Origin of the sequence: Shimia abyssi (assembly GCF_003014475.1) — a bacterium.
GTDB classification, from domain to species: Bacteria; Pseudomonadota; Alphaproteobacteria; order Rhodobacterales; family Rhodobacteraceae; genus Shimia; species Shimia abyssi.
In genome coordinates, this window is sequence record NZ_PYGJ01000007.1 from 157,137 (window position 1) to 182,311 (window position 25,175).

The following is a 25,175-nucleotide window of genomic DNA, read 5'->3' on the forward strand; positions in this document are numbered from 1 at the left end:
ACCTTAGAGCAGCTCAGGTAAAAAAATGATCAAAGATCAGCCCGACGATACAGATATGGATTTCGAAGACAACGAGGCGCGGCTACCGGCGGTGCACGACCCAGAAGTCTATTGGGACAGCCTGCCGCTGGCCGAGCCCGATCCCGAGGTTCTGGCACGCAACCATGTCATCAGCGCGGCGCGCAAGCATCCGGCACATGCGGCCTTTGACATGCTGCGCACACGATTGTTGCAGGCGCTGGCTGAGCAGGGCTGGTCCAAGGTGGCCATCACCGCGCCAACACGCGGGTGCGGCAGCAGCTTTGTCACAGCGAACCTTGCGTTTTCCGTTGCCCGACTTGAGGCGACGCGCAGCGTGGTGTTGGACATGGACCTGCGCAAACCATCGCTGCACGAAACGCTTGGCCTTCAGGCGCACCATTCCATGACGGACTATTTGCAAGGGCTGTTGGACCCCGAAGAATACCTGTTGCGGACACATTCAAATCTGGCCTTTGGTTTCAACAATGCCCCCAAGAACGGCGCGGCAGAGCTGTTTCAGGACACGATGACATCGGATGTTCTGGACGAGCTGCATGAATTGTTGAGCCCCGATTTGATGTTGTTTGACCTGCCCCCTGCGCTAGAGTTTGACGACGTTCTGGGCTTTTTGCCCAATGTGGACGGCGTGCTGGTGGTGGCCGGTGGCGGCGTGTCGACGGCCGAGGATATCACCAAGGTTGAACAGATGCTGAGCGAGGTGAAACCGCTGTTGGGCGTGATGTTGAACAAGGCTGAGGGCAAGCTATCGCTCTAGGATCAGGGTGAATTATTCCGGAATGTTGTAAGGCGTAATAACCTGAATTTCGCTGTTCAGGGTGCCCGGAGATGCGGGCGCCAATCCGTGCCGACCCGCGATCACTGCAAATGCGTGACGCATGTCTACCGTCAGATCGTGATGTAACACAAAGCTGAGCGCGCCATTGCGCAAGAGGTCGACATTGTCGGCGTCCAGATCATGCGCGATGAAGTGTTCCGGGCGCTGGCCGGCATGGTCCAGCACGTCCAGAATGGCGCGATTGCCGCCCCCCATGGAATAGACCGCTGCAATTGGGCCCTGCCCTGCGATCTGGTCCCGCAATGCGCGGGTGGTCGCCCGCGTGACACCGGCCCCTCCGGAAAAGGTGAGGATCTCGAAACCCGGGCGCAAGTGACGAAAGACCTGCTCAAACGCGGCGTATCGAGTGGCCTCGCCTTGAAACGCATCCTGACTGAGCGAGGTCAGTATTGTGCCTGTCGTATCGCCCAGCATATTGGCAAGCAGATAAGCCGCGGTTTGACCTGCCGTGGCATTGTCCAACCCGACATAGGCCGAGCGCTGCGAGCCAGGCACATCCGTCACCAACGTGACCACGGGAATACCCGCATTCTCTAGCCGGTTAACCGCATCCTGCACTGGCGGCACATCGCGTGCCTTGAGCACGATCCCCTGACTGCCGCGTTTGCCAATCCGGTCCAGCGCCGCAACAATGCCAGTGTCTGAAAGTTGTTCATGCATCTCGAACCGGGGGCGAAAGACCGCTTGCTGTATGCCCGGCAAAACCGTTTCGCAGGCGGATTTGATCTGACGGCTGAACCGGGCGGGGGCCTCGACCAGTACGTCGACAAACATGCGCCGCCCGCGGGCCGCCAATTGCTGTTCTTGCAGTTCCAGCTCGGCCATTGCCGCGTTAACCCTTGCGCGGGTCTGTGGGCTGACATGGGCGCGGTTATTGAGCACACGGTCCACCGTCGCGGTGCCAAGCCCGGATTGTCGGGCGATTTCTTTTACGGGAAAGCGATGGGTCATTGATGGTTTATTGATGGATTTTTGTCCCAAATCAACCACTGAACTCTTTAGGCTGCTGTCTCATAGGGAGGAATTGCGATGACCATAAACACGACACAGCCAAACGGGTTTTACGCCGAAAGCGCATGTGACCTGAATGATTTCAAAGTGTTGACGGAACAGGTTCTGCGCATTGAGCAGGTGCCCCATGCAAGTGATGTACAAAAGAACATCGCGATTTATGACATGCCCGCCCTGACCGGCGCATTGAGTGACCCAGAGACGCGGCGCGCGTTGATGGCAGAGTGGGCGTGGCTGTTGCATAGCAGCGCAGGGGCGTTTGTGCTGAAACAGGCGCAACCCGATCATGATACAATTGACCGGGCGACGAGGGCTTATGAAGCCATCATTGCCCGCGAAAAGGCCGCCGGGGGTGAGGGCGCCGACCATTTTGCCGCCGCCGGGAACAATGACCGCATCTGGAATTCGCTGCAAAAGCTGTGCGAGGAGGATACCGAGACGTATCTGCGCTATTTCGCGGCCCCTGCCATTGATGCGGCGGCAGAGGCATGGCTGGGCCCGAATTATCAGATGACGGCGCAGGTTAATCTGGTGCATCCCGGCGGACAGGCACAGCAGGCGCATCGCGACTATCACCTTGGGTTCCAGACCGCAGATATCAGCGCCACCTATCCGGCGCATGTGCATGAGCTGTCGCCACTGATGACCCTTCAGGGCGGGATCGCGCATTGCGACATGTCGATTGAGAGCGGGCCAACCAAGCTGTTGCCCTTTTCGCAACTTTATCGCCCCGGATATGCGGCGTGGCGGCGGCCAGATTTCCGTGCATATTTCGAGGAAACTCATGTGCAGCTGCCGCTGGAAAAGGGGGACGCGGTGTTCTTTAGCCCGGCGCTGTTCCACGCTGCTGGCGAAAACCGGTCGGAGGATGTGCATCGCATGGTCAACCTGTTGCAAGTCTCGTCCGCTTTTGGCCGCGCCATGGAAACGGTGGATCGGGTTGGTATGTGCGCGACGCTGTTTGCTCCGCTAAGCGTGGCATGGGCGGGCAAAACCCTGACCGAAGCACAGCTTGACGCGGTGATTGCATCCACTGCGGAAGGGTATTCTTTCCCAACCAATCTGGATCGCGATCCGCCTGTGAATGGCCTAGCGCCCGAAACGCAGACCGCACTGCTCAAGCGCGCGGTTTTGGCAGGGATAGAGCAATCCGAGCTGCGCGCGTTGCTAACCGCACAAGACGGTCGCAAGCGGGCCTAACCGAATTTGTCATCAACAAACCCTTTGAGATAAGGCGATCAAGTGCAAATATCCCCCTATTCAGACCGCCGGGTCCGCCCGGAAATTGTAGGAGGAGTATTATCCACATGAAGACCAACTCTTTTGTCCGGGCCGTTGTTGCCAGTTTCGCGATAGGCGCCGCCAGCCTTGCATTTGCCGAGGATAAAACCGGCACCAACGTGACCGAAGCCGCCGAAGGCGTCCAGGGACCAGTGGCGCAATTGGCAATGGCGCAGAACCTATATGCCTATGGTATGGCTCAGAAAAACGCGCTGGCCGTGTTGACGGCGGCGCAGATCACCATGGGGATCGAAGTGACCGATGTTGAGCGCGAGGTCGAGAACAAGCCGACCGAAGGCGCGGGTGATGTCGCCGAAGAAGGCGAAGGAGCCGACGCGCCTGTGTCAGCCGAAATGATGCTGGCATCGGCCCGCGAACTGGCTGGCGGGGACGAGACCATTATCGGCCTGATCGAAGATGTCGAAGCCGAAGGTGCGCGCGGCCGCATTGGAGGCCCATCGCGGACACTTAGCCGTCTGCGCGCAGGGCGCACCGATGTGTTCCGTGTACCGTTTTATGGCGGCAGCCTTGCCGAGCTGGCCATTGTGGGCGACGGCGACGCGGATCTGGACCTGTTGGTGACAGATGAAAATGGCAACGTGATCTGCCGCGATGTGAGCTATTCGGACAAGCTCTACTGCTCGTGGACGCCGCGCTGGGACGGGTATTTCCTGATTGGCGTGGTCAATCAGGGCCGTATCCGCAACAGCTATTACATTCTGACGAACTAACCCATTCGTCAAACCTCGTGAAAAGGCGCCCGACATTTTGGGCGCCTTTTTTTTGTGCATAAACACAGCCATTATTCGGCGGGTGTGTACCAGATTGGTGATGTGTAGGCGCGTTCCTGAGTAGAGGTTGGCACATCGTCTGGAATGTCATCGCCAAAGCGAATCGCGTCATAAACCGTCCAACGTGGTGTCGGGATCTCGAGGACACGGGCGTAGTAGAATGCGCGCTGTGTTGGATCAAAATCCGGATCACTCCAGACCGTAATCAACTCGGGCGCACCAATGCTGTTTGTGAATGTACCGGTGGCTGCATCGACAGTGTTTCCCACTGGTGGCACCTTGCCCGCGGCATCCGGTGTGCGACCATCCGACCACGCAACATCATAGACCATTTCTTGCGTTTCACCGTCTGCGTCGACCCAGCCTTTGACCATCTGGACACGATCAAGATTGCCGCTGTAGGGATCTTTTAAGGCCGCAACCAAGAAGCTGGGTGCATTGGCGCCTTCTGGTGCCTCTGGTAAATCGCCCCCCATGGGAACACCCTTGTCATAACCCACCTGCGCCGGAAGCCGCGAACGCGCGTCATCGTCGTCAAATGTCCATCCGCCAAACAGGCGCACAGTGATGCGGCTGCCGGTTGTGCCGTAGACTTCTTTTCGCTCCATCGCGTCAAAAATCGCTGCGCGTGTGTTATCTTCGGCCCAGACCGCCGCATAGCCGGATGCAGCCATTTCCCAACCAAGTATGCGGGTCGTGTCAAATTCGCCGACGATGTGCTGCCAGCGCCCCGGCTCTGGCTCGACACCTGAGTGTTTACCAAAAAAGTTGTCTTCTTGCGCGGTGGCAAGCGCAGTGTGGCTGTCGGTTGAACCCACAACGCCAAATTTATATGGGTTACTGGCGAATTTCTCTTCGAGTTTGAGACCGTTTTTTAGCGCCTCGCGAGCATATTCATATTGCAGCATCCAGTCTTCCTTGGGGGTTGGTCCAAGGTTGGATTTATCCCATGTTTCATAATCTGCAAATTCGTCGTTAGGGCTGAGCACGGGGTGGGTTTCGCCATCTCCTTTGATCTGGGTAATTTCGTAAAGCGGCTCCCATTTGGCGCGGCGTTCCGCGTAATCACCCGTTAGCGGCTCGCCTGTTGCCGGGTTGGTTTCGACCGGGAACATCAGACCGTTTGAAACATTGCCATTGTGAGCCAGAGCAAAGACGCGACCACCTGTCTTTTCCTCGTATTGCTCCATCCACGTCCAGAGATCTTCTGGGTTAAAGGTCTCGGCGGTTGTGAAAGGCAATACCTGACGTGCGCGAATGGCATCGTCGCGGTAGATCACATTGCGGTGCAAGTTGTTGCCAGCCTCGGTCGAGGTCCATTCATAACCGATAAAGGCGGTAAAGGTGCCCGGGTCGTCAAAGGCATCAGCCGTCGCTGTGAAATCGTCCCAGATCGACTGCACAAAACGGCGATCAGTTGTCGCCGATGGCAAAGATTCTCCGGTAATACCCGCAAATGTTTCGATCACTTCCATGGTTGCATCCAAGGCAACCTCACCGCCTTCGTTCAGGCGCTCGTGCCAATCGCGCAGCGTTGGATCGCGCATCAGGGTTGCATTGCCATCGACAATCTCGTTCATAGCGCCCATCGCGTCAGAGTGATCAGAGACAACCAGCCAATCAAGCGGGCGTGAGAGTTTCACCTGCAATCCGTGTGATGTGGTGACTTCTTCGCCGCGCGCAAACCGATAGGCCTCAGCCGGGCTGAGCAACACGCCAAACCCGCGCGCATCCAACGAGTTTGCAGTGTGTAGATGCGTATCGCCCCACAATGGCTGGGTCGGGAAATTTCTGCCTGCGTAAGGGGAAAACGCGTCAGGTGCCGGGTCGCGCATGTCATCAACGGATATGGTCATCTCACCAACTTGCCCACCGTTGGACGCCTCTTGCGCATGCGCGCCAGAGGCACAGGCAAGAACGCTTGCAATTGCAATCAAACACTCGGTCTTCATGACGTAATTCCTTTCAATTCAATGACTTGAATTCTGGGACTCACTCCTAAAACGAGGAACGCTTTCGGGAGAAGTTCATTCGAATTATACCACCTGTGCCTGCAAAAGTCATCAAGGATGGCAAAATACATTCAAATATCCGCATAATATAAACTGACGCTCAGACACATGTCGGTTCACGCAAAAAAGGCGCTCGTCAGCACGAGCGCCTTTTGTCGGAGAAGGCTTTAGAACAGCCGTGTCAGTTCCGCGAAATCGTCGCGTTTAGCCAGTCGACATAGTTTGCAGTGCGGGTGTAGGCCGAGAAAATGGCGTTTTCGGCGCAGGTTTTGCTGTCTTGCGCCGACAGGCCCCAGCTGACCACGCCAGCCTGAATGAACGAACCGTCATTGAGCGGCACAACCAGCGGACCGCCGCTGTCGCCCTGACAGGATGTCTTGCCACCTTCAAACGTGCCTGAACAGATCATGTTCGGGGTCAGGGGTGCAGGTACGCGGCCAACAAAGTCTGACCACGCGGCCTCGGCTGTGCCCTGATCCATGCCAAACACCTGTGCGGCATAACCAAACCCTTTCACCGCCTCTTCGGCACGTGCCTCAAGCAGCAGGCCATTGCACATGTCGCGCTCGAGCATCTGGATCTGCACTTCGCGCAGGCGATCTGGGTTTTGCGCGCCTTCGATCAGGCCCCATCCGGTGACATAGGTGGTCACGCCGGGCTGTTCGAGAACATCGCCAAATTCGGCATCCGGTACCTTGATCGTCTGATAGGGCGCGCGCGGGGTGCGGGCCAGTTTGATCAGGGCGATGTCATTGTCGAACTCGGTGCCGACATAATCGGGATGCCGGAAAACAGCCTCAACCGGGATCATGTCGCCATTGCCTTCGGACAGGTGGTTGGTGCCAACGACGATATTAAATCGTTCAGCCGGGATGTCGCGATACGTGCCCTCGTCATCGGCCATGTGGATACAGTGGGCGGCGGTCAGAACCCAGCGATCCAGCACCATCGAGCCGCCGCAGAACTGGATATCGGGTTGCAGCGGATAGCCACCAACAACCAACGCCACCTGCCACGGCCAGGCTCCATCCTCGGAAACCTTGCCTCCGATTACCTTGGATCCGCTTTCCTGTGCGGCAACTTCCTTGGCGCGCTCGGCTTTCCTTTGGCTTTCAGCAAAGGAAAAGGGTGACGCAAATACCGGATCGACGGCTGCGTCATCGCCAAAGGATTGCGCGCCCGCCGCTCCGCCAAATGCGACGGCAATGGCCATGAGTGGAGTCAAAAGCTTGGTTTTCATATATGTTCTCCTGTCTATTCATCTTCCCGAGGCAAAACCTCGAATCCAAATCGGGTGACTTTTAGGGGCGCGATGGCCCCGGTGAGCGAAAAATTGCGGGTGGTAGCATCGGTTGAGGCGGCAGCGCCCAGGAAACTTTCCAGTGGCGAGACAGTCCCCGCACGGGTGGACGCGCCATCAGCGAGGGCGGTCAACACCACACGCGGCGCGTCCGGGTCAACCGGCACAGCCAGTACAATCAACTCCTCGAGCCCACTGGCGAAGGCCGCGTCAGGCGCACTGTCGTTGACGATGCGCATACCGATAGATTTTTCGCCACCGGATTCGATGCGGTTGGAAAGCGACGGCTCAGGCCAGAGAGCAGAGACGTGGAAATCGCGGTCGATATAGAGCACCGTCACATCCTGAGCCTTGCGTGACAGGTTGGTGAGGTTGATCCAAAGCTGATCGCAATGGCGCAACGCGCCTCCATCGCCAACCGGCTCTGCCCCACGCGGTTTGGCGCATGTGTCGCCGCGTGTCGGTGTGGGGCGGCGCTCCAGCGCGACCTTGAGGCCGGTGCCGCCAATCGAGAATCCACCGGATTTGACGCCGTTTAAAGCGGCGGTCATGCGGTGCACCCGGCCAATACGTTCGAGCCACAAGGCCAGTTGTTCCTGAATGTCTCCGTCGCGGTCATAACGAAAACGCGGAGAGCTTTCCGGCCCGTTTGGATCGACCACCCCATCGCGCCCAGTAAGCGCAAGCGTGCCGTCCATCAGAACCAATGCGGCGTCAAATCCGGCCTCGGCGAGGCGCACGCCATCGACCAGATCATCCCCAGCCAGCGCATCAAATGCTTCGGTCATGGGGCGGTATTCATAGCCGTCATGGTCGAGCGCCGCGCGAGGTGGCGCGATGGCCATCATGGGCGGAAAACCCGGCGAGAGTTCCACGGCATAGCCATCGGTAGGTGTCACAAAACCATCCCGGCCCTTAAGTTTGGCCTGAGTCGGGTCAACGGACACTACCTCTACCTGCCCCAAAGGTTCCCCTCCGGCAGCTGCGTCGTAAACCGCATAGACCGCGCCGGGCGCGATGCCCGAAAGCGCGCCACGTTGCAGCTGGCCGTCTTTGAGCGGCAGGCGGGTTTGCGCATTGCCGTCGCCGAACACGGCGCTTTCGAGTAGGGTGCCTTCGCCGTCCGGGGTTTGTGTGGCCGTGGCTGACGACTTGCGCATCTGATCACGCGCGGCTTGCAGCCATTGGCCATAGCTCAGCGCGCCGCCGGTTTCGAGAATCTGGGCAAGGTTGCGAGTAAAATCGCCGTACCAGTTCGCCGGATCTTGGCCGTCGCCCAAGGGATATTCAAAGCTACGCTGGTCAGATTGCGAGGAGTAAAGGAAAACAAACTCACCACTAAGCGAGGAACCGGTGTCGTGCGCTTCTCCTGGTTCAGGTTCTCCGGGCACGCCCAGCGCCGCCGGGTCCACGTAGCGCGCAGCACCCGCCGCGCCGTCGAGCGCGCGAAAGCCGGTGCCGGAATGACACGCGTCGACAATGGCCACAAGCTGCGCGCCGCGCGACAACAAGTCTGCAGACCATGCGCGGAATTCGTCATCCACCAGCGCGTTTTCAACCGCGCCTATGCTGGCCTGCCAGTTTTTGGCATCCGCAGGCAGGAAAATCTGGTCATAACCGCCCTGTTCATCGCCGTTGGCGTCCGGCATTTGCGAACCGTGGCCAGAGAAGTAGAAGATCGCGGTATCGCCCGCTGCGCTGTCGGCACTTAGCTCTGCCATGGCGGCCATGATTGCAGCGCGGGTTGGTTTGCCCTCGCTCACCCCATCGGGTGCGGCGTTCAGACCTTCGCTCAACACGGTTATATTTTCCGGCGCAATCCCGCGCGACATCAACGCGCGCAGCATCAGGGCAACGTCATTACGCGGACCTTTGAGATCGGCATCAAGGTGATAATAGTCACTGATCCCCACCAATAGCGCGCGGGTGTCTGCGCGGGTCTGCGCGGCGCTAAAGGACAGAAGCCCCGCGCAGAAGGCTGTTATGATCAGCCTAGTGAAATAACCTTGTTTCATTGGATTTCGCATCATAATGCCATTACGATACCGGGGTTTGAGAACGGATCAACCGTTGCGAAAAACGTGACGGGATTTGTCATCCATTTTGGTCCGGGGTGATTTGGCGCGGTTTGATTTCGCGCGCACCAGAGACCGGTTCGGCGGATTTAAGGCTGCGCAGAAAGCCGTTAAATTCGGCATTAAGCCGAGTCGATTGACGGGCGGCAGCGATGGCAAGGTCAACTTGTTCTTCGGGCAGGCGCAGGCGGGTCGGGATTTCGTCAAGCTTGTCCCGCATGTCCTTGGGCAGTGGGTCAAAATTGACTTCTCCGACAAAGAGTTTCACGTCCTGACAATCCCAACCGTCGAGCGACCCTCGCAGTTTCTGCACCTCGGGCAGTGACAGACCACAACGCCAATCCACCAGATCATTGTGCCAGCGATCCAATGAAAGGCGCATGACATCAAAGCCAACACGGGTGGCCGCGCCCATGGAGCTGTTGGCAATGGACATGGCCAGCTCTACGCCACCCGGCCCTTCGATTTTTTGGGTCCAGGCGTAATCCTGTTGCACGCCTGCATTGGCGACAAGAAACATCATGCGCCGCATCTGTACGGCTTGTTTTGCCGTAAGCGGGCCAAAGTCGTTTTGCGATTTGGCACGGGCCACCGACAGGCCGGTGGTACCAAAATTATCCGTAACCGCCCCATCAAGCAGTTTCACATAGCGCACTTTTTCAGGGTCACGATAACTTTCTAACGCGCGACCATAGGCACGCAGGGCCGAGGTGGCTTCGGGGTTGTTGCGGGCTGAGGTCAGCCAATCGGGTTCGCGGTAGTCACAGTCTTGATGGCTTTCGAGCACGATAGGAGAGAAGACCAGTGGAAAGGCAGCAGAGGCGGCGACGGCCTCAGAAAGCGGCAAGCTGTCAAGATCGCTGCACAAGGCGGCAAAGGTTTCGGGCGAAAACAGGAACGGCGTGTTATTGGCCACGTCGCTCGCGTTGATCCACGTTTCGATGCCGGATTTTTGCAGATCGGCAAAGGTGGCGTTTTTGAGGATGGTTTCATCAAGAAACCGGGCGAATGTGGTACGGTTGTTGGCACCGCCTGATATGCCCTTGATCAACACGGAAGGGTTGGCCGGGTTGTTGGCCATATAGGTTTCCGCATCCTTGACCAGATAGGTGTCGCGATAAGTGTCCAGCCCTTTGGGCCCTCTGAGACCATAATAGGCCGCCGTGACCGATCCGCCGGATACGCCAGACACAAGGCGCACGTATTTCAACAGCCCCTTGGCGCGCAGCTCCTCTAACATCCCATAGGAAAAGGATGACGCGCGCGTGCCACCGCCGGAAAACGCCAGACCAATAAAGACGTCATCCACCACATAACGCGTTTGCGTGACTGTACCGCCCGGCGTGCCATCCTTGGACGCGGCGTTGATTGGCTCATTTACTGCTGCCGAGCATCCGGCGATAAACATACCGGCGCCCAATGCGGCCATTCGAAAAAATTTTGTCGTCAATGTCCCGCCCTGTGCAGACGTTCTTGCTTACATTGGGTCAACCTTAGGCCAAAGGCTTTCGACCGCAAACCCTTTGTTTTGTGGCAAAATGCGTAGCTTGGCCCCGTGGCGGGCCGAGATGGCGCGTACTAGGGCAAGGCCGAGGCCATGGCCAGTTGCCCCATGTGCCGGGGTACCGCGTTCGAATTGGTTGAATAAGCGGTTGCGGATATCGTCACTCACACCCGGACCGGTGTCTGACACGGTCAGGCAATGCCGGTTGTCTGAATGCGAAAGAGTCAGTGTCACAAGATCTCCGGGCGCGGTGAATTTGAGCGCATTGTCCAGCAGGTTGGCGAGCAGTTGCGAGATGAGCGAACGATCGCCCAGCACCCACAAGTCTGGGGCAATATTGGCCGTCATGGCGCGCGCCTGATCCTCGCCCATTGGCTCGTAGAATTCAAAGATCTGCACACAGAGTTCAGAGAGGTTGACCGGCACCAGCCCCGGCTTGTCCCCGGTTGCGGCCTCGGCAGAGGCAATGTCGAGCAGTGCCTCAAACACCCGCACGGTATCAGACAGCTCTCCTTTGAGCGCGGCCACAACTTCTTCCTGCCCCTGCACCTGATCCAGCTCTTGCCGGATACGGTTCAGTGGCGTGCGCAGCTCGTGGGCGATATTGTCCGACAGGCGCGCGGTGGCGTTTTGCAAGGACTCGATCCGGTCAAGCATGTCATGCACATGCGCCTCAAGCCGTCCAAATTCGTCGTCGCTGCGCGCGCCCGGTATTCGTGCACCCAGCTCACCTGTTGCCACCCGGTCGGCCAGCCGGTTCACGCGATCAATCCTGGTGATAACAAGGCGGCTGACCAGCCAACCGGCAGCCATGCTAAGCGCAATCATCGCCACCACCGCCCAGCCGATGGTGACGCGCATATCCGCCATCAAAGCCTCTCGTTGAGCCAACGATGTGGCCACCAGAATTGGAAAGCCGCCAGGCAGATCTCGGGCGACGCCCATATAGGCGCTGCGCCGACCATTCGGCAGCGTATAGTCGAACCATTGCACCGGATCCGCGGTAAAGGACTTGGCCGTTGTTTCAACGCCATCCGGCCATGTCGAAATGTTGCCACCCAAAAAAGTGTGCTGCTTGTCGAGAAGCAGAAAGACGCGGTCATACCCGGTTTGTGTTTCGGCGCGGAATGCCATCGCTTGGCGCAGCGCTGGAATACGGCGCTGATCATATAGCGCGGAATAGCCATCCAGATCGGCCTGCAATGCCTCGATCTGGCGCGCGTCAAAGGCGCGGGCGACTTGCGCGTATTGGAACCATAGCCCCCCCAATGACACCAAGACCATCACCCCAGCGATCAAGACCGTCAGGCGTAAGCTGGCGGATTTGACGGAGCGTTGGGACACGTCAGGCAGCCTCGGGTGCGGTGGGAGAGAAGATGTAGCCTTCTCCGCGCGCGGTGTGAATATAAGTGATGCCGGTTTCGGCCTCGAGCTTGCGACGCAAACGCGAGATATGTACATCCACCACGTTGGTGCCGGGATCAAAATGCAGGTTCCATACCTCGGATAGCAACTGCATCCGCGTCACCGCCTCGCCCGCGTTTTGGGCAAAGAATGTCAGCAGGTCGAATTCTTTGGGTGTGACCTTGATATGGGTCTGGCCAAAATGCACCGTGCGCGCCTTGAGCCGCACCTCTAGGTCGCCAAACACCAGCAGGTCATTGTCGCTGGTCTGCATCCGCACCCGGCGCAAGAGCGCCTGAATGCGGGCGCGCAGCTCGTCGCCGTCAAACGGTTTGGCAAGGTAATCATCTGCCCCGCGCTCTAACCCTTCGATCTTGTTTGCGGCCCGGCCCAGCGCGCTCACCACAAGCACCAGCGCGTTTGATCCGGCCCCGCGCAGCTTGGCAATGGCATCAATCCCGTCACCACCGGGCAACATGCGGTCAACGATAATTACGTCAAACCGCCCGCCCATCGCAGCCGAAAGCCCCGCGCCATAGGTCACGTCCACTTGCGTGTTGCAGCCCAGAGATTGCGCCACACCGGCAATGGTTTCGGCGCTGACGGGATCATCCTCGATGATCAGAATGGAGGGTTTGGTCATAACAAAATTCCTTGGCCCCAAGATCAGAAGAGAACGACCGCTTCGTCAAGTACATTTGCACCGGACACGGGCCGCATCCTTCCGGGGCGCGCCCATGGGTCGAGCACAATATGCTTGGTCGACCCATCTGAGACGCGCACGAGCAGAAGGACGGGGCGGGTGATGCGCACCTGCTCGAAGGTTGTGTTTGTCACCCCCGCCCCGTTGACCGCCAGAATGCGGTCTCCTGCCTGTAACCCTTCGTAATGCGCGAGACTGAGCTCGGTGACATCCTCGATCACGCCATCCGCGCCAATCTGCATTCCGGTTTCGTCAAAGCGGTATTCGGTACGTTTTGCTGGTTCACCACTGCGCACTGGTGTGGTGGGGGTATCTGTGGCTGTTCGAACCCGCAGTTCGACATGTGCACCGCCACGGATAACCAACAGATCAAAGCCCCCCTGCCCCACGACGGCTTCCAAAGCAAAGGCAAGATCACCCACGCGCATGATCGGCTGACCATTCACCGCGCGCAGGATGTCGCCCGGTTGCACCCCCGCACTGGCAGCCAAACTACCGGCCTCGACCGAATCCACCAGAATGCCTTCCCGCGTTTCAAGCCCGAGAGCCGCGGCAATCTTGGGATCAATCGGGCGTGTGCGCAGGCCAAGGCGCGGTAGGTCAATATCACCACCACCCTCGAGACGGGCAACAGCGGCGACCAGCGTTTCGGTTGGGATCGCATATGCAATGCCGATAAAGTTGCGAAACCCGTCGGCGATCTGGCTGTTCATCCCAATCAGATGCCCGGAGAAATCGAGCAGCGGCCCGCCCGAGCTTCCGGGATTAACCGCTGCGTCGTGCTGGATCATACGCACGGGCACGTTGGCCTCGATCTGGCGCTCCATAGCCGAGACGATGCCCCGGCTGAGCGAAAAGTCGACGCCATACGGCGCGCCAATGGCATATACGACCTGTCCCAGCTCAGTCGCCTCGCCTTCGGGTGGCAGGATATATGTGTCTGAGGGCGAGACCCGCAAAATTGCGATGTCGCGCACGGTATCGCGGGCGACCACTGTGGCGACCTCGCGATTGCCATGAACATCAACGATCAGAACCGTGCCCGCACTGCCCACCACATGGGCATTGGTGACGGCCAGTCCGGGGCGCAGAAAGCGAAAGCCAGAGCCAAGCAACCTCTCTTCAAGATCGTCGGAGCGGATCACAAATGTCGCCTCGATCGCGGGGCGCATAAGAACCATCGCTTTGGACGCCTGAGGCACCATGAAAAGCCACATGGGCAGTACAAGCAACAGGATCGTTTGGGGCAGTATTCGCATTACGGTCTCCTTGGTCCGGGTTTCCTTCAACTTAGGCAGGCCGGGGTCGTAAGGCTCATGACAAATTCGGTTAGAAACGGGAATTGAGCAGAATTTCGTTGCTTGGCGCGGAGGTGGCTCCTTAAGTTAAGGGCAAGGAATTTTCACACACTCCACGTTTTTCAGGAGGATTTCATGAGGCTCAATGCCCTTTTTCTGAGCGCAGTTCTTTGCGCACCGGCCGTTTCAGCGACGGCGCAAACCAGCGCAATTTCATCCTTGCGCACTTCGGCGGATCTATTCGCGATTGCTCAGGAACAGCGCGATCCGTTGATGATGATCGCCGCTGCGAAGTTGCGTAAAACCGTTTCGTTGCGGGCCACGGAACGCGCGCCCACAGGGGGTACTGCTGAGGCTGGCAGTGCGCTGGACTGGCGCGATATGCTGAAGGCCGCATCCGCAATCGCAGCGGATGACGAGATGATGATGGAGTTGATCGAGGATGTCCGTGTCGAGACCACCAAAGGGGTCGCGGACGGGCCGGTCTACAGCGTAGTCACCATCGGACCGCGTGGTACGGATGCCTATGACTCGCTGCCCTTTACCGGCGGCGCTTACGCTGAGGTTTACATTGAGGGCAAGGGCAACTCTGACCTGAATCTCTACGTCTATGACGCACAGGGGCGGCTGGTGTGTTCGGACACGGATATCAGCGACATCGCCTATTGCGGATGGCGCCCCGCCACCACCGGTAGTTTCAAGTTGGAAGTACGCAATAAGGGCGAGGCGGAGAACCGCTATGCCCTGATCACCAACTAAGGGAGGGTGACATGTTTCGATCTGTTCTGATGGCGGGTGTTGCGAGTTTGGCCCTGGCCTTGCCTGCGATGGCGCGCGAAAATCATGCGATCCTGATTGGTGCCTCGACCTATACCAATCTGAATGAGCGGTTCTGGCTGCGTGGGCCAGCGAATGACATTGGTCTGGTCCAACAGTTCCTGACCACCTCAGCCAGCAGCCCGTTTGAGGCGGACAATATCACCGTTCTGGCCGATGGGGTCGACGGAGCCACGGCACCAACGCTGGCCGCAATCCGGGCGGCCTTTGCCCAGTTGGCAAGCGAGGTGCAGGCGGGGGATTTTGTCTATCTGCATTTTTCCGGCCACGGATCACAGGCCCCCGCAATGGACCCTGACAGCGAACTTGATGGATTGGACGAGCTGTTCCTGCCGGTCGATATCGGCCCGTGGGATGACACCGTTGGCACAGTGGAAAACGCGCTTGTGGATGACGAAATTGGCCAGATGATCGATGGGTTACGTGAACGTGGCGCAACCGTTTGGGCGGTGTTTGACAGCTGTCATTCCGGCACCGCCACCCGCGCCGCGCCCACCGGCGATGACGAGGTGCGCCTGCGCAAGCTTTCACCATCTGCGCTTGGCATTCCTGACGACGCACTGGCCGATGCCGAGGCCACAAGCCGCGCACTGCCTGATCCGCGCGCCCGACCCGACAGCCCGGTGAGCAGCGATGCCGAGGGCGGATTTGTGGCCTTTTTCGCCGCGCAAACCAACGAAACCACCCCGGAAAAACGCCTGCCGAAAGGCAAGAAAGGCCGCCGCAGTCAGGGGGTGTTTACCTTTGTGCTGTTTGAGACGCTGGCGCAAAACCCTGGAATCACCTATCGCCAATTGGGCCAAGAAATACTGCGCCGGTATGCGGTCAAGAACATGGCCCGCTCCACCCCGATGTTCGAAGGCGATCTCGATACGGTGGTATTCTCGGGCGAGCCGGTGCAACCCGTCACCCAGTGGCCTGCTGACGTGTCCGACAACATCGTGACCGTCCCGGCAGGCGCGCTGCACAACCTGACCGAAGGCGCAGAGCTGGCGCTGGTTGCAGCGGCGACAGATGGTGACGATGCTGTGTTGGGCTATTTTCAAGTCGACTATGCAGACACGTTCAGCGCCGAGGTGGTGCCAATTGCCGCCAATGGCAAAGCCGCAATTGCGCCGGATGATATCCCCAATGGTGCCTATCTGCGCAAACAAGGGCAAGGGATCGACTTCACCATGACAGTCGCCCTGCCCGAACCGGGCAGCACCCATGATGCGACCATCGCTGAGGCCGTTCAAGAGATGCAGGACAACGGAGAGTTGGGCGCGCGTATTCAGTTTGTCGAGGCAGGAGAAGACGCTGACATTCGCATGGCCATCTTGCCCGAAAGCCCGCGCCCGGACGCTGTGTGGCTACTGCCTTCCTCTGGGTTGTTTGATCCCGACAACCCCAGCCAGACGCCTTCGGTTGGGATCACCGATAAGGCGGCGGATGAGTTTGCCTTTGTGCTGGCAGATTCCCTGACCCATATGGCCCGAGCTATCAACCTGCTGAAAATTGGAGGCGGCTATGGTGTGTCGGACCTTGATGTCGAGGTCGAACTACGCACCCGCAATAAGCGCAACAAGAAGCTGCGATCGCTGGACACGGTTTCGGTGCCCAAACTGATCCCCGGTGACGAGGTGCATATTCTGGCAACCAACAATACCGATCAGCCGGTGGATGTGAATGTGCTGTACGTTGGATCGGATTTCTCCATCGGGCATTTCTTTGCCGGCCGGATGCAGCCGGGGGATAGTCTTAAGAAAGGGCTGCTGCGTATCACAGACACAGCCTTTGGCCGCGACCGGGTGATCATGGTGCTCACTCCGGCACAACCGCAAACAGCGGTGGAAAATCTCGCCTTCATGGAACAGGAAGAGCTTGAAAGAACACGCGCCACGACGCGGGATAACCAGACCCGCCTGGAGGCCGCGTTTGCACAAGCTGGCTTTGGCACGGTCACGCGTGGTGCGGTCGCCTTGGGTGACGAAGAAGACGGCCCCGGCGGATCCGTGCTGCAGTTCGAGATTGACGCCGTGCCGGGGGATGGCTGAACCATGCTGTGCCGTATGGTGTTATGCCTGTCCTGTGCGGTAACGCTGGTCGGGTTGGCCTGTCAAAGTGATGCATCTTCCTCGCCGGAACGCGCAACCTTGTTGGACGAAGCGTTTCAGGCGGCGCAATGGGGGTTTACCTCTTCCGCAGGCAGCGCGTTGCACCAGACCAGCCAGCGTTTGGCTACAGGCGACGATGCGCTGGCACGGCGTTTGCAGGACCGACAGCTCTTGGCCGATAAAGTCACCGCCGCCGAGGCGACATTGGCGCGGCTGGGTGGCGATGATGCTGGCAGCGCGCGGGCCGAGTTCATTCGCATCTCTGGCGAGATTGGACAACTTAACCGCCAGATCGAAGCCTTGGATACAGAGTTGTCGCAGGATTTCCCGGCATTTGACAGGCTGGCACGCCCCACGCAGATGTCGATTTCCAACGCTCAATCCCACCTCGACCCGGACGAGGCGCTGCTGTTTGTCTACACTGGCGATTGGGACACGTTTGTCTGGCTTGTGACCAAAGAACGCGCCGTCTGGCATCGTATTTCGGTTGGGTCTCGTCAGATGGACGAGGCGGTTACTGCCATCCGCCAATCGCTGCACGCCGCGAGTACCGTGCGCGCCGCGGAGGCGATGGATGACGATTTTGACGGCCCGGCCACCCCGGCCTTTGATCGGGGCACGGCTTGGTTGCTGTATCGAGAGCTGATTGCCCCGGTCGAAAGCCATCTGGACGGAGTTCGCCATGTCTATACCGTGGCCGACGGCGCGCTCAGCTCTTTGCCCTTCAGCCTGTTGGTGACAGATCGCTATCTTGTTGGTGAAGACGACGACCCGGTGGCCCTGCGCCGCACATCGTGGCTGTTCCGGCATTTTGCGCTGACAACGCTGCCCACAGTCGAGAGCCTCGCCCTTGTGACGCAAGACAGACCCAAGGCCGATGGCGATCAGCTTGCCTTTCTCGGGTTTGGCGACCCGGTGTTTTCCGGCGCGCTGTCCAACACATCCGGTGGCCAGTTTTTCCGCTCGGGGAGCGCGGATCTCGATTCGATCCGAGCGTTGGCACCCTTGCCCAATACGCGGCGCGAGATTCACCTGTTGGCGGATGTACTGGGGCGTGAACGATCGGCGATCCATCTGGGGGCGGACGCCAACGAGGCCACGTTGCGCAGTGCGCCAACGGGCACGGCGGATGTGATCGCCTTTGCCACCCATGGGTTGCTGTCGGGCGATCTGACCGGGCTTGCCGAACCCGCGCTTGTGTTAACCCCACCCGAGGCCGTTGCGCCGGGCAATGACGGGTTGCTGACCAGCTCGGAGATTTCGGCCATGTCGTTCAGTGCAAATTGGGTGGTTTTGTCGGCCTGTAACACCGCTGGCGGAGACGGGCAGCCCGATGCCGAAGGGCTATCTGGGCTTGCTCGTGCCTTTCTGTTTGCCGGCGCGCGCTCGCTCTTGGTGTCACATTGGCCGGTGCGCGACGATGCCGCCGCGCAGTTGACCACGGACATGTTCACAGCGCTCAGCACCGCACCCGGAGAGCGGCGCAAGTCCGAAGCGTTGCGTCGGGCGATGCAGACCCTTTTAATGGATGAAAGCGACCCTACCCTTGCCCATCCGGCGGCCTGGGCCCCGTTTGTCGTGGTTGGGCACGGGGGGTACTGATGCCCAAATTCCTAGCCGCCCTATTCACGTGTCTGACACTGACCATGACCGCCGCTGCGCAAACTACGTTAGATGAAACGATGGCCGAATTGGAGGGGCTGTTCGAACGAGGCGCCAGCGAGGAAGAAATCGGAAACTATCTGGCCGAGATGCTACGCATGACCAAAGCGTCGGGTGTCATTGATCCGGACTTGTCGATCTTTTACGCGATGCTAGCTGATCACCTGCGCCTGAGCGCCAACAACCCGGCCTATGCGCTGCAAGTGGCCGAAGATGGTTTGGCATTGATTGCGGGCAATCCGGCGCAGTTAGATTTCCAGGCCACGCTGCTGGCGTCGCGCGCCTATGCGCTGGCGGATATGGGCCGTTTTGTCGATGCCCATGACGCCCTGATGCTGGCGATCCCGACGCTGGCGCTGACGTTTGATGAGGACGCAATTGCAGGCTATCGCGCAGATGCTGAAAAATGGGCCGAGGGGCAGCTGAGTGCTTCAAACCGGTCTGCGCTGGATATTGCGCGCGAAACGATGGACGCCGCTTATGCCGCCAAGGATGCTGGCAACTCGGGACGGGTTCTGGTGCTGGCCGGGTCGGCCCTGTTGCCGATGGATACCAGCTTTCCCGAAGGGGATTTGCGCGCTGTGAACGCGGAGGCCGAAAAACTGACCGCCGAGGCGCTGTTCGATCTGGGCCGCAACCGAGAGAGCGCAAATGCTTATCTTCGGGCGCTTGGATACCTCACGAACTCCCCTTGGCAGTTGACGGGCACACCCGATTGGTGGGGCGCTGCCGGACCAGGCTCTGATGTGGCGCGTTTTGGGTTTGATATACTGGAAGGGCTGGCCCGCGCGGCGACCGAATTTGGCCGCGAAGATGTGGAGCGCGCCGCGCTGGCGGCGGCGCTTGACCTTGTGGAGTCGCCGCGTCAACGATACGCGCTTTTGCAGCGCCAAGCACGCATTCTGGCCGCCGAAGAAAAAGTGGACGAGGCATTGGCCCTGCTTGAGCAGGCACTTGTCATTGCGCAGGATGCTGACCTTGAGCTCGATGCGCAGGTCACGGAATTCTATATCGCCATGGTCACGGCCTATGGCCATTTGATCGCTGGCGAAGCGTTTGATCAGGCCGAATTCGTGCGTGTGACCGACCGCCTTTTGGAAACTTATGAAACGTTACACGTGACAGGCCGCGACTTTGTTCTCTACAGTGCTGCACGTGTGTTGCGACATGGAACGATGCCGGACAAAACCCTCTCATACGCGCGCCAAGCGCTGATTTGGCGCCAGACGGATCTGGCGCGCAAGGCAGATACCGCGTTTGCCGCGACCCAAGGACGGCGGGCCAGCCGGAACACGCTCGAACTGTTTCTGCGATCCGCCCACAATGCGGCAAGCGCAGCAGAACACCCCGGCCAATCAATCGTCTACTGCCCGGACGATACGGCGTATCACGGCTGCCTGATCGAAATGCCCCCAGACTGACGGAAAAACACATGCGCCAACTTGCCCTCTCTGCCCTCCTCGCGCTGACGCTATGGCTCCCCGGCGCGGTTGCGGCGCGCGAGTTGACCGAGGCCGAGGGCGAGATTGTCACACAGGCATTCACCCTCTCGCTCGAAGCGCGTGAACTATACTATGCGGGCCGGTTTGCCGAGGCCGAAGCGACCTATCGCAAAGTCTATGCGCTTAATTCTCAACTTTCGGAAAACGAGCTGTCGCTGGCCTCAACCCTGCACAATATCGCCGCTGCTGTTGCCGGTCAGGGCCGTTTGTTAGAGGCCGAGGAAGATGCACGCAGGGCGCTGCAACTGCGCATTGATCATGGCGGTGTCGACTTTGTCGTGATCAGTTCCAGCGCGCTGTTGGCCACCATTCTTGGCGACCTGAACGAATATACCGAGGCCCGCATTCTGATGCAGGAAGCGGTCGAGTTGACGCTTTCCAGTTCAGACGCGGACCAGTCTGAGCTAATTAAACATGTCACGGTTCTCGCCTATTACACAGCGCAGGATGGCTATGTTCAGGAAGGTATCGCAATCCTTAACCAGATCGTGCCGATGCTGGCCGATATCCCGCAAACCGATGGTGTGCGGTTGTTGAACGCGCTGGGGCGGCTGTCTTCGCTGAACGGTCAGCCGCAACAGGCCGAGACCTATTATCGCGAGGCATTGAACCGACAAACCGCATTTGACCCGTCCCCTGATTGGTCGACTCGCGACATGGCAACTGTGCTTGGCAATCTCGCTTCAATCCTGCGCGATCAGGGGCGCATTGCCGAGGCGCAGGCCCTGTTTCTTCAGGCTGACGCGATGTTGGTCAAGGCCGGTGTTCTGGCCACCGAAACCCGCGCCACCATTCTTGATGGTTTGGGGGAAACCCTGCGCGCCACAGGTGATCTGCATTTTGCGTTCGACGTTCAGCGCCAATCGCTCAGCATTCGTCAAGCTGTGTTTCCGGCGGGACATCTGAAAACCGGCATTTCCTTTTCCAATCTGGGCCTGACCCTTTTGCAAGGGGGCCAACTAACCGAGGCCACACAGGCGTTGGAAAAAGCCGTGGCGATTCAGCGCCAGAACGGAGATGCGAACCGTTTTTCCAAGGCGGCGCTTAACCTTTCGGCCGCACATGCGGCGACAGGGGATTTCGACACCGCCACAGCCCTTGCGGCAGAGGCGCAATCGGCGCTCGCTGCCATTCTGCCGCCAGATCATCCTGACCTGACCAAGGCCACGTTTAACCGGGCGTGGTTGCATTTGGGGGCAGGTGAAAACGACATTGCCGCAGATCTCGCAGATCAGGGGATGCAGGCTTTTCTGGCCAATCGCTGGCAGATGGGGGCGGAAAACACCACTGGCGTATCAGAACTGCGTGACACGCGCAGGCAGGTGCTGGCCAGTGTGGTCGCGAATTGGGAAACCAATCGCGAAGCGGGAATGGATGCGGCCTTTCAGGCGGCGCAATGGGCCCAGGCCTCCAAGGCGGCGCATGTCGCCCAGCGTGTGGCGGCGCGGTTTGCCTCTGGCGACGGCGCACTGGCCGAATTGGCGCGCGCCAAGCAAAATCTTGTCAATCGCTGGCGCGCTACGGATGCCCATTACCTTGCCCTTTTGGCCAAGGCACCACCCGGCGATCCGCGTATTGCAACACTCAAGACCCAGATGGCCACCCTGTCGGCGCAAATCGCAGAGGCCGACGCGGCGCTTGCCCGTGACTACCCAGAATTTGCTCAACTGACCCAGCCACAAACCGTTTCTGTCAGTCAGATACAAGCAGGTTTGGCGCCCGGCGAGGCATTTCTAATGCCGATTACCACGCCAGACGAAACATATGTTTTTGCCATAACAAGCGACACCGCGACGTGGGCGAAATCTGCGATGGCTGAACGAGAAATGGTGACACAGATCCGGCAATTGCGCGCTGATCTGGATCCCAACGGTCCGGCGCGCGGGGCGGTGGCGCTGGATGATAACTTTGCGGCCGACGGTGCGCCCGCCTTTGACGGGGACGCGGCCTATGCGCTTTATCAGGCGCTGGTTGCGCCTGTTGCGGATGACTTAGCCGCCGCAGAGACTGTTTACGTGGTCAAGGAGGGGCCGGTTTCCGGTGTTCCGCTGGCCGTTTTGCTCGAGACCCCAACCGACCTCTACGACGCAACCGTGGAAGAGTTTCAAGCGGCCCCATGGCTGATCCGGCGCTATGGGTTTTCGACCGTTCCTTCTGCGGCAGCGTTTTTGGCCCAGCGCGGTTCGGAGCCGGCGCGCGCGGCTACAGTGACGTTGGCTGGGTTTGCCGATCCGGATTTTCAGGGCAATGATGAGGCCGAAACCCCGTCCATGGCAGCGCTGTTCACGCGCAATGGGGCGGTGGCCGAAAATGTACGGGGACTGGCGCGCCTGCCCGGTACACGGCGCGAGGTCGTTGGCTTGGCCAAAGCTTTGGACACACCTGTTGATCAGCTCGCACTAGGCACAGACGCAACCGAGGCGGCGGTGAAATCCTCCGCCGCTTTGCGCGACGCGCGGATCGCGGTGTTCGCCACACACGGGTTGGTCGCGGGTGAGTTATCCGGGCTGAGCGAACCTGCGCTGGCATTCACCGCGCCGGATCAGCCGGATGCAGAAGATGACGGATTGCTGACCGCGTCAGAGGCGTCACGGCTGGATCTGGTTGCCGATTGGGTGGTGCTGTCGGCCTGTAACACTGCGGCCTCTGATGGGACGCCGGGGGGCGAAGGTCTGTCGGGGCTGGCCAGCGCGTTTCTCTTTGCTGGGGCGCAATCCTTGTTGGTGTCGCATTGGCCAGTGCGCGACGATGCGGCGGCGCAGCTGACGGTTGAGGCGCTGACCGCCCATGCCGAAACACCGGACATTGCCAAGGCACAGAATTTGCGCCGTGCGATGCTATCGATGATCGACAACGGAGACATACCCGACCACGCCCACCCGTCGGTTTGGGCGCCGTTTGTCGTGGTCGGCTCGGATTGAGAAGGCGAAAACAGCACCGACGCGATACTGACGTGATACCGACGCAATACCGACGTTGCCTTTTGGGCCTAACCCAGCTCCATCGTGGCAATCGCCTGAAGCGCCGGTCCTACCGTCGGTGCAGGCCCGCGATACATCCGTGCAGTGGTAAATCCGCTCTCGAACCCGGCGCTGAGCAGACGGTCGATCATAGGCTGATTGCTTGACGGCACGTCGATAATCACTCTCTCGGACGGCATCATATCCAACGCGGCGCGGGCCAGAATTAGTGCGCCGTCAACATTTGGCGCAATGATTGGGCCAATCTTGGCGCCATCGTCGCAAATACGGATGGTGGCGAAGCCCGTGATCCTATTATTATCCTGTAAAACCACTGTTTTTCGCGTCTCTTCCAGCGCTGTCCAGCGGTTCAAGAATAGTGGTCGGTGCACCCCATTGGCCGCGCCATCCAAGGCGGCAAGCGCGTCTACATCCGCCGGCGTCGCCAGCCGCACCGCTGGGCTTGCCTTCGCCTGCAAGCGGCCTTCATACCGCATGGTTGCACCAGTACTGACAAAGCCCGACTTGGCATAATTCGCCTCTTGCTCGGCTACACCATCCAAACCAACCGTGCGCCCCCCGGCATGTTCAAGCGCATGTTTCCAAAGGGAATACCCGATACCCTGCCCACGGCAATCGGGTGTGCAGATATAGAGCCCGAGAAACGAAAACCGATCAGAATGGTTCACGACGGAAATTGCAGCAATTACCTCGCCCGCCCTTTCCGCCACAAAGAAGCCCTCTGGGTCGGCTGCAAAAAATGCTTCTGCATCCTCCTGTCCGGGGTTCCATCCCTCGGAAGCGGCCCAGCCCAAGATGTGCCGAAGGTCAGTCCGGGTTGCATTTCTAAACTGCACATTCATTGGGTCAGCCTCTAAAAGCGTATATTTTTAAAGAGCATACGACAGCACGACGCCCGGTCAACGCTGCAAATATGCAATGTTCTGAGCATTGGCACCCGTAAGAGTAGAAAGGACCGCAGGAATTTAATATGACTGGAGCATCTTAACGACGGCGGAGTGCAGATGACACCCAAATCCATATTGATTACCGGCTGCTCAAGCGGCATCGGTTATGACGCCGCGCGAGTGTTAAGAAAGCGAGGCTGGCGTGTTTTTGCCAGTTGCCGCAAGGAGTTGGACTGTGAGCGCCTGCGCAGCGAAGGCTTTGAAAGCGTCCACATCGATTATACCGACACTGCCAGTATTCAATCGGGCTTTGCCCAAGTAATCGAGGCGACGGGCGGTACATTGGACGCGGTTTTTAACAACGGCGCGCACGCGCTCAGCGGCGCTGTTGAGGATGTTCCAACAGACGGGCTGCGTGCGATTTTTGAGGCGAATTTTTTTGGCTGGCACGAGTTGACCAGACTTGTTCTACCCGTAATGCGCGCGCAAGGGTCGGGGCGTATTATTCAATGTTCCTCTACACTTGGCATCACCACGATCCGCTGGCGTGGCCCCTACAGCGCGACCAAGCACGCGCTAGAGGCGTTGAGTGATACAATGCGGCTAGAGCTGAGGGACACGGACATTCATGTTGTTTCGATTCAGCCGGGCCCGATCACAACCAAGTTCCGCGAAAACGGCATTCCCAGATTCGAGCAATGGATTGATTGGGAGAAATCGGCGCAGCGTTCAAAGTATGAAACTGACCTGATCCCGCGGATGCATTCGGACAGCAAGGACAGTTTCGAGCTGCCCGTGTCTGCCGTAAGTGCCAAGCTGGTTCGCGCATTAGAGGCAGGTCATCCGAAGCCGAAATATATGGTCACAACCGCAACCTATCTGGCAGCGTTCCTGCGACGTATCCTGCCCACGCGCGCCATAGTTGCGGTCAGCGCGCGGTTTTGAATCCGAGGT

The 25,175-nt window shown here is 59.0% G+C and carries 18 protein-coding genes; 9 read left to right on the forward strand and 9 right to left on the reverse strand.

Annotated features, from left to right (window positions below):
- Positions 1-25 precede the first annotated feature (25 nt).
- Complete coding sequence (locus CLV88_RS12780) at positions 26-796, forward strand: P-loop NTPase (RefSeq protein WP_106608794.1); 771 nt, start codon at positions 26-28, stop codon at positions 794-796.
- Positions 797-808: 12 nt separating this feature from the next.
- Here CLV88_RS12780 and CLV88_RS12785 read toward each other — a convergent pair whose 3' ends face one another.
- Positions 809-1,828, reverse strand: coding sequence for a LacI family DNA-binding transcriptional regulator (locus CLV88_RS12785; RefSeq protein ID WP_106608824.1), 1,020 nt, complete (start codon positions 1,826-1,828; stop codon positions 809-811).
- A 78-nt stretch (positions 1,829-1,906) separates the two neighbouring features.
- Here CLV88_RS12785 and CLV88_RS12790 point away from each other — a divergent pair, with 78 nt between their 5' ends.
- Complete coding sequence (locus CLV88_RS12790; RefSeq protein ID WP_106608795.1) at positions 1,907-3,088, forward strand: phytanoyl-CoA dioxygenase family protein; 1,182 nt, start codon at positions 1,907-1,909, stop codon at positions 3,086-3,088.
- A 107-nt stretch (positions 3,089-3,195) separates the two neighbouring features.
- Positions 3,196-3,900, forward strand: coding sequence for a hypothetical protein (locus CLV88_RS12795; RefSeq protein WP_106608796.1), 705 nt, complete (start codon positions 3,196-3,198; stop codon positions 3,898-3,900).
- A 71-nt stretch (positions 3,901-3,971) separates the two neighbouring features.
- Here the strand turns inward: CLV88_RS12795 and CLV88_RS12800 are convergent, their stop codons facing one another.
- The 7 genes from CLV88_RS12800 to CLV88_RS12830 all read right to left on the reverse strand — a co-directional run bounded on the left by CLV88_RS12800 (position 3,972) and on the right by CLV88_RS12830 (position 14,217).
- Positions 3,972-5,912 carry a DUF3604 domain-containing protein gene (locus CLV88_RS12800; RefSeq protein ID WP_106608797.1) on the reverse strand — a complete coding sequence of 647 codons (1,941 nt, stop codon included), beginning with the start codon at positions 5,910-5,912 and terminating at the stop codon, positions 3,972-3,974.
- A gap of 241 nt (positions 5,913-6,153) precedes the next feature.
- Entirely contained in the window at positions 6,154-7,212 is a 1,059-nt protein-coding gene (locus tag CLV88_RS12805; protein ID WP_133169962.1) for a serine protease, read from the reverse strand.
- A 14-nt stretch (positions 7,213-7,226) separates the two neighbouring features.
- Positions 7,227-9,287 (reverse strand): caspase family protein, encoded by a 2,061-nt coding sequence (locus tag CLV88_RS12810; RefSeq protein WP_165798890.1) that lies wholly within the window; start codon positions 9,285-9,287, stop codon positions 7,227-7,229.
- A 79-nt stretch (positions 9,288-9,366) separates the two neighbouring features.
- Positions 9,367-10,797 (reverse strand): patatin-like phospholipase family protein, encoded by a 1,431-nt coding sequence (locus CLV88_RS12815; RefSeq protein WP_165798891.1) that lies wholly within the window; start codon positions 10,795-10,797, stop codon positions 9,367-9,369.
- Positions 10,798-10,824: 27 nt separating this feature from the next.
- Positions 10,825-12,195 (reverse strand): ATP-binding protein, encoded by a 1,371-nt coding sequence (locus CLV88_RS12820; RefSeq protein ID WP_165798892.1) that lies wholly within the window; start codon positions 12,193-12,195, stop codon positions 10,825-10,827.
- 1 nt (position 12,196) lies between these two features.
- Positions 12,197-12,898: a response regulator transcription factor gene (locus CLV88_RS12825; RefSeq protein ID WP_106608801.1), complete on the reverse strand. Its 702-nt coding sequence runs from the start codon at positions 12,896-12,898 to the stop codon at positions 12,197-12,199.
- Between the two features lie 23 nt (positions 12,899-12,921).
- Positions 12,922-14,217 (reverse strand): trypsin-like peptidase domain-containing protein, encoded by a 1,296-nt coding sequence (locus tag CLV88_RS12830; protein ID WP_106608802.1) that lies wholly within the window; start codon positions 14,215-14,217, stop codon positions 12,922-12,924.
- 174 nt (positions 14,218-14,391) lie between these two features.
- Here CLV88_RS12830 and CLV88_RS12835 point away from each other — a divergent pair, with 174 nt between their 5' ends.
- From CLV88_RS12835 to CLV88_RS12855, 5 genes are read left to right on the forward strand one after another with little or no spacing between them, the layout of a single operon-like run.
- The gene (locus CLV88_RS12835) at positions 14,392-15,015 is read left to right on the forward strand and encodes a hypothetical protein (protein ID WP_106608803.1); all 624 of its coding nucleotides are present in this window, start codon (positions 14,392-14,394) and stop codon (positions 15,013-15,015) included.
- Positions 15,016-15,026: 11 nt separating this feature from the next.
- A complete protein-coding gene (locus tag CLV88_RS12840) occupies positions 15,027-17,129 on the forward strand; it encodes a caspase family protein (RefSeq protein ID WP_106608804.1) in 2,103 nt (700 codons plus the stop codon).
- A gap of 3 nt (positions 17,130-17,132) precedes the next feature.
- The gene (locus tag CLV88_RS12845; protein ID WP_106608805.1) at positions 17,133-18,791 is read left to right on the forward strand and encodes a CHAT domain-containing protein; all 1,659 of its coding nucleotides are present in this window, start codon (positions 17,133-17,135) and stop codon (positions 18,789-18,791) included.
- The gene (locus CLV88_RS12850; RefSeq protein WP_133169963.1) at positions 18,791-20,272 is read left to right on the forward strand and encodes a hypothetical protein; all 1,482 of its coding nucleotides are present in this window, start codon (positions 18,791-18,793) and stop codon (positions 20,270-20,272) included. The genes CLV88_RS12845 and CLV88_RS12850 overlap by 1 nt, the downstream gene beginning before the upstream one ends.
- 11 nt (positions 20,273-20,283) lie before the next feature.
- Positions 20,284-23,274: a CHAT domain-containing tetratricopeptide repeat protein gene (locus CLV88_RS12855; RefSeq protein ID WP_106608807.1), complete on the forward strand. Its 2,991-nt coding sequence runs from the start codon at positions 20,284-20,286 to the stop codon at positions 23,272-23,274.
- A 68-nt stretch (positions 23,275-23,342) separates the two neighbouring features.
- On the opposite strand, the gene CLV88_RS12860 is transcribed toward CLV88_RS12855, so the two are convergent.
- Positions 23,343-24,176 (reverse strand): GNAT family N-acetyltransferase, encoded by an 834-nt coding sequence (locus CLV88_RS12860; RefSeq protein WP_106608808.1) that lies wholly within the window; start codon positions 24,174-24,176, stop codon positions 23,343-23,345.
- A 162-nt stretch (positions 24,177-24,338) separates the two neighbouring features.
- Between CLV88_RS12860 and CLV88_RS12865 the strand changes: the two genes are divergently transcribed.
- Positions 24,339-25,166: an SDR family NAD(P)-dependent oxidoreductase gene (locus CLV88_RS12865; RefSeq protein ID WP_106608809.1), complete on the forward strand. Its 828-nt coding sequence runs from the start codon at positions 24,339-24,341 to the stop codon at positions 25,164-25,166.
- The last annotated feature ends 9 nt before the right edge of the window (positions 25,167-25,175 follow it).

Coding starts and splice junctions, on each gene's coding strand:
- CLV88_RS12785 (WP_106608824.1), bottom strand. CDS start 1,828: ATGACCCATCGCTTTCCCGTAAAAGAAATCGCCCGACAATCCGGGCTT.
- CLV88_RS12835 (WP_106608803.1), top strand. CDS start 14,392: ATGAGGCTCAATGCCCTTTTTCTGAGCGCAGTTCTTTGCGCACCGGCC.
- CLV88_RS12805 (WP_133169962.1), bottom strand. CDS start 7,212: ATGAAAACCAAGCTTTTGACTCCACTCATGGCCATTGCCGTCGCATTT.
- CLV88_RS12840 (WP_106608804.1), top strand. CDS start 15,027: ATGTTTCGATCTGTTCTGATGGCGGGTGTTGCGAGTTTGGCCCTGGCC.
- CLV88_RS12795 (WP_106608796.1), top strand. CDS start 3,196: ATGAAGACCAACTCTTTTGTCCGGGCCGTTGTTGCCAGTTTCGCGATA.
- CLV88_RS12800 (WP_106608797.1), bottom strand. CDS start 5,912: ATGAAGACCGAGTGTTTGATTGCAATTGCAAGCGTTCTTGCCTGTGCC.
- CLV88_RS12845 (WP_106608805.1), top strand. CDS start 17,133: ATGCTGTGCCGTATGGTGTTATGCCTGTCCTGTGCGGTAACGCTGGTC.
- CLV88_RS12790 (WP_106608795.1), top strand. CDS start 1,907: ATGACCATAAACACGACACAGCCAAACGGGTTTTACGCCGAAAGCGCA.
- CLV88_RS12865 (WP_106608809.1), top strand. CDS start 24,339: ATGACACCCAAATCCATATTGATTACCGGCTGCTCAAGCGGCATCGGT.
- CLV88_RS12860 (WP_106608808.1), bottom strand. CDS start 24,176: ATGAATGTGCAGTTTAGAAATGCAACCCGGACTGACCTTCGGCACATC.
- CLV88_RS12825 (WP_106608801.1), bottom strand. CDS start 12,898: ATGACCAAACCCTCCATTCTGATCATCGAGGATGATCCCGTCAGCGCC.
- CLV88_RS12850 (WP_133169963.1), top strand. CDS start 18,791: ATGCCCAAATTCCTAGCCGCCCTATTCACGTGTCTGACACTGACCATG.
- CLV88_RS12830 (WP_106608802.1), bottom strand. CDS start 14,217: ATGCGAATACTGCCCCAAACGATCCTGTTGCTTGTACTGCCCATGTGG.
- CLV88_RS12810 (WP_165798890.1), bottom strand. CDS start 9,287: ATGAAACAAGGTTATTTCACTAGGCTGATCATAACAGCCTTCTGCGCG.
- CLV88_RS12780 (WP_106608794.1), top strand. CDS start 26: ATGATCAAAGATCAGCCCGACGATACAGATATGGATTTCGAAGACAAC.
- CLV88_RS12855 (WP_106608807.1), top strand. CDS start 20,284: ATGCGCCAACTTGCCCTCTCTGCCCTCCTCGCGCTGACGCTATGGCTC.